Source organism: Candidatus Electronema sp. JC (assembly GCF_048287365.2).
Classification (GTDB): domain Bacteria; phylum Desulfobacterota; class Desulfobulbia; order Desulfobulbales; family Desulfobulbaceae; genus Electronema.
In genome coordinates this window covers 23,216-29,215 of the sequence record NZ_JBLWEM020000030.1, presented here as the reverse complement: position 1 = coordinate 29,215, position 6,000 = coordinate 23,216, and the positions used below count along the sequence as shown (strand labels likewise).

Below are 6,000 nucleotides of genomic sequence, written 5' to 3'. Positions count from 1 at the left end.
CATCGCATAAACAATAAAATGCTGTAATTTCGAGTTCCATGCCTTCCTCCGTGTGCGGTTATATTCGTGCTGGACAGCAGAAGTATACCATACGCGGGGAAGCATGGATTTTTCAAGAGTTATAGGTCACAACTTGGGTTATGCTTAATATGACAGATCAACTGGGTTGACTCACCATCTGCACTTCATTGGAGATGACTTTGTGCTACCGATCCTGATGTTACTGGTTGCTTTGCAGGAAGAATTCACAGTCCGCCTTGAGGCGACTCCAACAACTGGATATGTCTGGGGATTAAAGGAGCCATATCCTGACGGCATTCAGCTGTTAGGAAGCGGTTATGAGGAAGAAGCAGCAAGCGACGGTCGGCCTGGCAGTTCAGGCATCCAGTTGTTTCGACTCAAAGCACTTAAGAAAGGAGAATACACACTCCAATTTGATCTTAAGCGGCCTTGGGAAATGGAGGCAATTGACGTTCGCATGGTGACTGTGAAAGTTAACTGATTTGCAGGCTGTAACAGTGTGAACGGCCTGAATTCCTTGCCGGATTCAGGGCCGTTCTGCTCCTGTCTTCCCAGTGCTGTTGCAAAAAGCATCCACAGCCTTTATCATGGAACCAAACTAGGCTCTCTCTCGCTGCATTGATTCACTGTTTGGAGCAAAAAAATGCAAGTTCCTCTTCATGAAGCGGCGGCGCAGCTTTCAGCACTCGGCAAAAGGGCATGGGCTGGCGAGCGGATTGTCATCGCCCAAGACGGCGAGTCATATCTTGAGCTGATTCCTCATCAGAAAGAGCGGAAGCGGCGGCCCGGACGGTTCAAAGGCAAGATCAAAATAAGCGGCGACTTCACGGAAACGCCCGCCGATGTGATCAGCTCCTTTTATGGGGAGACAGAATCAAGCTGGATACACTTCAATGGAAGGTAGAAAAATGCAACAACCTGCTGCCTCACTAAAAAATATTATTTGCGGCATCCAAAGTCTGCCCCCTGATGCTCTGTTAGAATTGGATCATTTTGTGACGTTTCTGCATCATAAAACGGATTCTTCTGCTCAAAAAAAAGCAGTCAGCACAAGCAGTCAGAATTTAAAAGAGGAGCTGCTGGCTATTGGCAGGCATTGCGCGGCACTGCCGTTGTTAGATAGTCGCACGCCAGATCAAATCCTTGGTTATAACGAGCAAGGTTTGCCAGAATAATGGTTATTGACACTTCAGCACTCGTTGCGATTTTAGAAGACGAGCCGGAATCATCGCAGTTCAGCGAGGCAATTGCACAGGCGCGGCTGCGTTTATTATCAGCGGTATCCTTGGTGGAGACTTCTATTGTCATTGAAAACCGCAGAGGTGCAGCCGGTAAACATGCGTTTGATTTATTGCTGGAGAAAGCTGCGATAGAAATTATGAACGTAACCGCTGAACAAGCGGAAATAGCCCGCCAAGCCTATCGAACCTATGGAAAAGGACAAGGGCATCCGGCGCAATTGAATTTTGGCGATTGCTTTGCATACGCATTGGCAAAGATTTTGGAGCAGCCATTGTTGTTCAAAGGTGAAGATTTCAACAAAACAGACATTTATTGCTACGATAGAGTAAAAAATATCAAATAGCCTTGCATCGCGACCATAGACCGGCTGCGGATGATCCGCGAAAGCAGGAACGAGGAAGCCTGCGAGATGCTGCTGCGCTACTTTGGCTGGCATTGAGGCCCATATTTTTGAAAAAGGCGATCAGCTCGGCGGCAAGCTGGCCCAGACCATCCCGTGGGAGCGGCTGTCCAAGGCGGTCTGGGAGATCGAGGTGCAGCGTTTCCTCAAGCAGGAGGTGATTCATGTTAATCTCGGCGTGAGCATGACCTAGGAGAAGATGGAGCAGCTCAAGGCCGAGTACGATTACGTCATCGTCGCGGTCGGCACGCATCAGCCGAAGATCATTCCGTTTACTGGCCACGAACGGGTGATTCCAGCTCTTGATTATCTATAGACCTCTTACATAAGTCCTGTTAAACTGATCTTACTGCAAGATTGCAGCAGGCAGCGATAAGATTGAACCTTAGACTGAACCTTTTTCTTCCGTTGCGGTATTTCTCCCGGAGAATGCGGAATATTTTCAATTTTCTGAATATATGTTCAACCTTTATCCGCTTTTTTGAGAGTTTTCTGTTCTCAGCTTTCTCCTCTTCACTCAGGTGGCAGTTCTTTTTTTCTTGAACGGCGTTTTGCTGTTTTTGTGAATTTTTGCAATCCCCTGATATCCGGCATCGGCAAGAAGGATTCAAGTAATAAGTGCACCTGATTTGAACCCCATAGAGCATAAATGGACGCAAGCAAAGGCCCTCAGAAGAAAAATTGGCTGTTCGACAGATGAGATTTTTCAGCAACCATGCTTGCAGTCAATTTATTGTGCTACGGCTATAACGAGGCGATAAACTTGCTTCAGAAGTGCTACTAAACAGCACACAGTCGGCTTGACACTGGGCGGAGCCATCATATGGATCCGCCCTTTATTATATTTTATTCCCGCGCACGGGGGCAGAGGTTTCTGCCCCCGCTTTTTTCATGCCAGCAGCAGCCCGCCCTGAAAAATCAGCACGGCCAAGCTGTAGGCGATCAGGGTGTTGAAGCCGATAGAGAAGGCCGCCCATTTCCACGAGCCGCTTTCTTTGGCGATGGCCACGACGGTGACGAAGCAGGGCGCGTAGAACATGATGAAGGCGAGGAAGGCTAAAGCTGAAGCCGGAGTCCAGCGCGGGTCGATCTTCAGCCGCTCCTTGAGCGGGGCCGCCTCTTCCGGGCTGGTCTCGCCAAGGGAATAGGCGGTGCCGAGGGTGGAGAGGATGACCTCCTTGGCCGCGAAGCCGCCGACCAAGGCGATGTTGGCCCGCCAGTCAAAACCGGCCCATTGACTGAGCGGCTCCAAAGTCATGCCGATGCGCCCGGCCACGGAATGGCGCAGTCCGGCCTCGGCCTGCTCGCGCTCAATCTGCTGCGTCAACTCTGCCGAGCTGGAGGCCGCCTGCCGGGCCGCGAATTTCTCCGCCTCCGCCGCTGGCAGGCTCGGATAGGTCATCATCGCCCAAAGCAGGATGGAAATGCCGAGGATGATCGTGCCCGCCTTTTTCATGTACTGCCACGTCCGCTCCCAAGTGTGCGTGAGCAGGCCGCGCAGTGTGGGAAAACGGTAGGGCGGCAGCTCCATGACAAAGGGCGTGGATTCGCCGCGCAGCACGGTCAGGCGGAGGAACTTGGCCGCCAGCAGGGCCATGGTCCAGCTCGCCACCGTGGCCGCGAACATGTAGAGAGCCTGATGGTCGGCGAAAAAGGCTCCGATGACCAGCGTCAGCACCGGCAGTTTGGCCCCGCAGTTCATGAAGGGCACGGTCAGCAGTGTGGCCATCCGTTCTTTAGGCGAGCGCAGGGTGCGGGCCGCGAACACGCCCGGCACAGCGCAGCCGCCCGCGATGCCGCCGGAAATGATGAAGGGCATGACCGAGGAGCCGTGCAGGCCGAAGAAGTGAAAAATCCGGTCCATCATGAAGGCCACGCGGGCCAAATAGCCGGAGTCCTCCAAGATCGCGATGCCGAAGAACATGAACATGATGATCGGTACAAAACCCAGCACCCCGCCCGCGCCGTCAATCACTCCAGCGATGAGCATGGATTTCAGCGGGCCGTCCGGCAGGGCAGAGTCCGCCAGCGCGCCGAGGGCTTCAAAAACGCCCTCCAAGCATTCGACGAAGAAGCCGGACAGGCCGAAGGTGAAGCTGTAGAGGCCGAAGAGGATGGCGGCCATCAGCAGCGGCCCCAGCAGCCTGTGGGTGACGATTTTATCAATTTTGTCCGAGGCATAAAGCCGGTCTTCGTCAAACGTGCGCGTCACCACGCCTTGGCGGAGCAGGGCCTTGATGAAGCCGTAGCGGTGGTCGGCGATCACCGCTTCTGGGTATGCATCAAGGGTGTTGCGCAAGTGCTTGTTCAGGCTCTCGCTGCGGCTGACCAGCTGGCGGCCCAGCACCGCGTCGGCCCGCAGCACCCGGCTGATGATCTGCTCGTCGTTCTCAAGGATTTTCAGGGCGGTCCAGCGGGGCGGGTAGAGGTCGGCCAGCAGGCTGTTTTCCTCAATCAGCGGGACAAAATCGCGCAGGGCTTGGTCTATGTCCGAGCCGTAACGGAGCAGGGTCGGCGGATGCTCCTGCTGCTGGCTGACCGCAACGACCGCATTCAGCAACTCCTGCACGCCTTGGCCGCTGCGGGCGACTATCGGCAGCACCGGCGCGCCGAGCAGTCGGCTCAGTTCGGCGGTGTCAATGCTGATGCCCCGCTTTTCCGCCGCGTCCACCATGTTCAGGGCGATGACTAACGGCACGCCCAGCTCTAAAAATTGGCAGGTCAGATAGAGATTGCGCTCCAGATTGACCGCGTCCACAATGTTGACCACCACATCGGGCCGCTCGTTGACTAAATAATCGCGGGCCACCAGCTCTTCAACCGAATAGGCGGTGAGCGAGTAGGTGCCGGGCAGATCCACCACCCGCATCTGGCTTTCGCGGTGCGTGAGCAAACCTTCCTTTTTCTCCACCGTCACGCCGGGATAATTGCCGACATGCTGCCGCGAGCCGGTGAGATGGTTGAACAGCGTGGTCTTGCCGGCGTTGGGATTGCCGGCCAAGGCGACATGGAGGAACGGCACTTTCACTTCTTTTTCTCCTCCGCTTTGTCTGCGGCGCAGCTGCCGCTGGCGCAGCCGGAACAGCCGCCGCAGCCCCCTGAGCGGAAGAATTTGAACAGCCTGATGCCGATCAAGCAGCAGACCACAAGAAGAATCAGGATCACCAGCACATTCTCCATCACATTCTCTCCAGTTCAAGTTTTCTGCGCGCCGACTGCCCTGCCGCAGTCCTCTTCGGCGCAGGCGCGGCGGCACTGACAGCCGTCCCCCTCCGCCTCCCAGACAACTCCGCCCTTCGGGCATTTCTCCACGTGTTCCGCATATTTGACCAAACGCCTGACAATGTCTTTGGAAATCGAATGCTCCATCCGGCAGGCGGCCTCGTCCGCCTCTTTTTGCGCAACGCCGAGCACGTTGATCAAAAAATTTTCCAAGGCGCTGTGCCGCCGGACAATTTCCGCCGCCGCCGCGCTGCCTTTCTCCGTCAGGGTGATCAGATCATAAGGCGCGTAATTGACCAAGCCCATCTTGCCGAGCAGCCGCAGCGCGCCGGTGACTGAGGAAGCCCGCACGCCAAGATGGCCGGCGATGTCCTTGGCCCGCGCCGCCGCTTTGTCGGCGGAAATATGATAAATCGCCTCCAGATAATCTTCTTGGCTGGCAGTCAGGCCGTCTTCTTTCATCGCTGCGTGTTTGGCTGAACTGATTAAGTTAGGCGCAGCTAAAAATATGCGCCGCAACGAAAAGCGTCAAGAGCTTTTTTCAGCGCGATGACGGACGCGGCGGCGGAAGAGGCTGGAAGGTTTTGGAAGAAAAAAAGAAATGCTGCGGGTCAGGCCGGCTCGACGAGAATGCTGGCTGCGGTCAGCTCATCGAAGCTGAGTGTGCCGCCGTTGACTTTGACCATGCACCGCCGCCTGCGGCCTCGGCCCGGACAAAGCGGCTCCAGCACCGCGCCCGGCAGCACGCCGAGGCTGGCCATTCTGCCGCAGACGCTGCGGTCGCCGCTGATCCGGCAGACTTTGACCCGGCTGCAGCCGCAGCACTCGGACAAGGGCCGCGCCCCGGCCTGCGCCGTATTTTTTCTCCTGAACAGACAATGAAGGAACATGCTCTCTCCTGCGTGAACGTTCTTGAGCTGCGTGAGAATTTCAGTCTGACGATAATGATAGATATTGCCAGCAGGATTGACAAGGCTTTTCTCTCCGGCCCGGTCTGCTAAAAAAGCAGACTGTTCCCGCCCTTCTGCGCCCTTGCTGACAATTCAGCTTGTTTTTCAGGAACAGACATGATATTTTTCACTTTTCTCATCCCGAAACAAAGATGCGGTCAGGAG

The 6,000-nt window shown here is 55.3% G+C and carries 10 protein-coding genes and 1 pseudogene; 6 read left to right on the top strand and 5 right to left on the bottom strand.

The window, feature by feature from the left end; translation table 11 throughout:
• Positions 1-166: 166 nt before the first annotated feature.
• The 5 genes from ACNKH3_RS04935 (at position 167) to ACNKH3_RS04915 (ending at position 1,856) form a co-directional block, all read left to right on the top strand.
• Positions 167-502: a protease inhibitor I42 family protein gene (locus ACNKH3_RS04935; protein ID WP_420208453.1), complete on the top strand. Its 336-nt coding sequence runs from the start codon at positions 167-169 to the stop codon at positions 500-502.
• 162 nt (positions 503-664) lie between these two features.
• Positions 665-925, top strand: a complete 261-nt coding sequence (locus ACNKH3_RS04930; RefSeq protein ID WP_420208452.1) for a type II toxin-antitoxin system Phd/YefM family antitoxin — start codon at positions 665-667, stop codon at positions 923-925.
• Positions 915-1,196 carry a type II toxin-antitoxin system VapB family antitoxin gene (locus ACNKH3_RS04925; protein ID WP_420208451.1) on the top strand — a complete coding sequence of 94 codons (282 nt, stop codon included), beginning with the start codon at positions 915-917 and terminating at the stop codon, positions 1,194-1,196. The genes ACNKH3_RS04930 and ACNKH3_RS04925 overlap by 11 nt, the downstream gene beginning before the upstream one ends.
• Positions 1,196-1,606, top strand: a complete 411-nt coding sequence (locus ACNKH3_RS04920; protein ID WP_420208450.1) for a type II toxin-antitoxin system VapC family toxin — start codon at positions 1,196-1,198, stop codon at positions 1,604-1,606. Before ACNKH3_RS04925 ends, ACNKH3_RS04920 begins: the two co-directional genes overlap by 1 nt.
• Before the next feature lie 82 nt (positions 1,607-1,688).
• Entirely contained in the window at positions 1,689-1,856 is a 168-nt protein-coding gene (locus ACNKH3_RS04915) for a hypothetical protein (RefSeq protein WP_420208449.1), read from the top strand.
• A 142-nt stretch (positions 1,857-1,998) separates the two neighbouring features.
• On the opposite strand, the pseudogene ACNKH3_RS04910 reads toward ACNKH3_RS04915, so the two are convergent.
• The 5 genes and pseudogenes from ACNKH3_RS04910 to ACNKH3_RS04890 all read right to left on the bottom strand — a co-directional run.
• Positions 1,999-2,264 (bottom strand): annotated as a pseudogene (locus tag ACNKH3_RS04910) (transposase family protein); the annotation flags it as partial.
• A gap of 288 nt (positions 2,265-2,552) precedes the next feature.
• Positions 2,553-4,691, bottom strand: a complete 2,139-nt coding sequence (gene feoB, locus ACNKH3_RS04905) for a ferrous iron transport protein B (protein WP_420208448.1) — start codon at positions 4,689-4,691, stop codon at positions 2,553-2,555.
• The gene (locus ACNKH3_RS04900; protein ID WP_420208447.1) at positions 4,688-4,843 is read right to left on the bottom strand and encodes a FeoB-associated Cys-rich membrane protein; all 156 of its coding nucleotides are present in this window, start codon (positions 4,841-4,843) and stop codon (positions 4,688-4,690) included. Before ACNKH3_RS04900 ends, feoB begins: the two co-directional genes overlap by 4 nt.
• Before the next feature lie 15 nt (positions 4,844-4,858).
• Positions 4,859-5,347, bottom strand: a complete 489-nt coding sequence (locus tag ACNKH3_RS04895; protein ID WP_420208446.1) for a metal-dependent transcriptional regulator — start codon at positions 5,345-5,347, stop codon at positions 4,859-4,861.
• Between the two features lie 149 nt (positions 5,348-5,496).
• The gene (locus ACNKH3_RS04890) at positions 5,497-5,775 is read right to left on the bottom strand and encodes a FeoA family protein (protein WP_420208445.1); all 279 of its coding nucleotides are present in this window, start codon (positions 5,773-5,775) and stop codon (positions 5,497-5,499) included.
• Here ACNKH3_RS04890 and ACNKH3_RS04885 point away from each other — a divergent pair.
• Positions 5,764-5,886, top strand: a complete 123-nt coding sequence (locus tag ACNKH3_RS04885) for a hypothetical protein (RefSeq protein ID WP_420208444.1) — start codon at positions 5,764-5,766, stop codon at positions 5,884-5,886. The two genes, ACNKH3_RS04890 and ACNKH3_RS04885, sit on opposite strands and share 12 nt — an antisense overlap.
• Positions 5,887-6,000 lie beyond the last annotated feature (114 nt).

Excerpts from the sequence above, each read along its gene's own strand:
- ACNKH3_RS04930 (WP_420208452.1), top strand. The coding sequence starts at position 665 with ATGCAAGTTCCTCTTCATGAAGCGGCGGCGCAGCTTTCAGCACTCGGC.
- ACNKH3_RS04920 (WP_420208450.1), top strand. The coding sequence starts at position 1,196 with ATGGTTATTGACACTTCAGCACTCGTTGCGATTTTAGAAGACGAGCCG.
- ACNKH3_RS04895 (WP_420208446.1), bottom strand. The coding sequence starts at position 5,347 with ATGAAAGAAGACGGCCTGACTGCCAGCCAAGAAGATTATCTGGAGGCG.
- ACNKH3_RS04925 (WP_420208451.1), top strand. The coding sequence starts at position 915 with ATGGAAGGTAGAAAAATGCAACAACCTGCTGCCTCACTAAAAAATATT.
- ACNKH3_RS04900 (WP_420208447.1), bottom strand. The coding sequence starts at position 4,843 with ATGGAGAATGTGCTGGTGATCCTGATTCTTCTTGTGGTCTGCTGCTTG.
- ACNKH3_RS04885 (WP_420208444.1), top strand. The coding sequence starts at position 5,764 with ATGAAGGAACATGCTCTCTCCTGCGTGAACGTTCTTGAGCTGCGTGAG.
- ACNKH3_RS04890 (WP_420208445.1), bottom strand. The coding sequence starts at position 5,775 with ATGTTCCTTCATTGTCTGTTCAGGAGAAAAAATACGGCGCAGGCCGGG.